Annotated in this window: 1 protein-coding gene; it reads left to right on the forward strand. The window is 66.3% G+C overall.

Features of this window, described 5'->3' with window-relative positions:
* Positions 1-381: 381 nt before the first annotated feature.
* The coding region (locus tag ACGF5C_RS34870) for a ferritin family protein (protein WP_393308699.1) at positions 382-1,187 on the forward strand (806 nt) is incomplete at its 3' end.

Consider the following 1,187-nt stretch of genomic DNA (forward strand, 5'->3'; position numbering starts at 1 on the left):
TTGATCGATATCGCCCAGACGCAAATTGGGTCTGGACGGATTGGCGCCGGAAAGTCCGATCTGGGAGCGGGTGATGCTGCGCGGCCTCGAAAACCCGTACCGAAGACTCGCGGTGGTGGGTGTGAGGTTAGCCATCGCTCGGGGTCCAAGGTCACCGCGTGGCGTGGCGTAAGGCTCGTTGATCGGTGACTTCGGCCTGCGGGCGTCGAACAGAGTGGCGGCGACGATGGAATTGTCTCCGTTTGCTGGGCGAGAGGTGACTGCGATGGGGGCGCTTTTCGGACTCGCGGCGCGTGCGCTGGTCGCGCGTAAGCGCTGATCATCCGACGCTGCTGGACTTCCGGGTCTTGTTCCACCCCTGGGGGATCGAAGGGAGCAGAAATGCACAATAAGTCGCGACTGACGATAGCGATGTGTGCCGCGCTTCTGGTGCCGGTGGTGGCGTGTTCGGGTACGCCACAGCGAACCGCGTCGCCACAGCAGTCGCAGTCCGTTCCCGCCGAGTCGACCCGAACCAACGCGGTGGCGGCGATGCACGGGGAAGCATTCGCCCATGCGAAATACCGGGCGTATGCGGATCAGGCCCAGCACAGCGGCGAGCCTCGGGTAGCGCAGGAATTCCGCACCGCGGCACAGACCGAGCTGTCGGATCATTTCACTCGCGAGGCTGATCTGGTCGGTCTGGGTGGTGACACCGCGGCGAATCTGCGTGACGCGATCGCCGGCGAATCCACTGAATCGACGACCATGTACCCGGGCTTCGCCGCGCAGGCGACAGCGGCGGGTGACGTTGCGGCGGCGCAGCTGTTCTCCGCGATCGCCGGCGATGAAGCAGCGCACGCACGCGACTTCACGATCGCCTTGGCGACCCTCACCGGTCCCGCGGGCGCCGTTGTTCCGGCGGGGCCCGATGTCACCGCGACTTCGATCACGCCGGGACCGGCGAAGTCGTCGGGTGCGACCCTGGCCAACCTGCGCACGGCCATGCAGGGTGAGGCGTTCGCCTTCGCGAAATACAGCCGATATGCCCGCCAGGCTCGTGAGGCGGGGAACCCGCAGATCGCGCAGCTGTTCTCCCGCACCGCCCGGGTGGAGCTCGACGAGCACTTCGCCGAACAAGCGACGCCGGCCGGACTGGTGGCCTCCGACGTTGCCGCCAATCTCACCGACGCGATAGCAGGGGAGAA

This window comes from Micromonospora sp. NPDC047620, assembly GCF_043205005.1.
In the GTDB taxonomy this organism is placed as follows: Bacteria; Actinomycetota; Actinomycetes; order Mycobacteriales; family Micromonosporaceae; genus Micromonospora.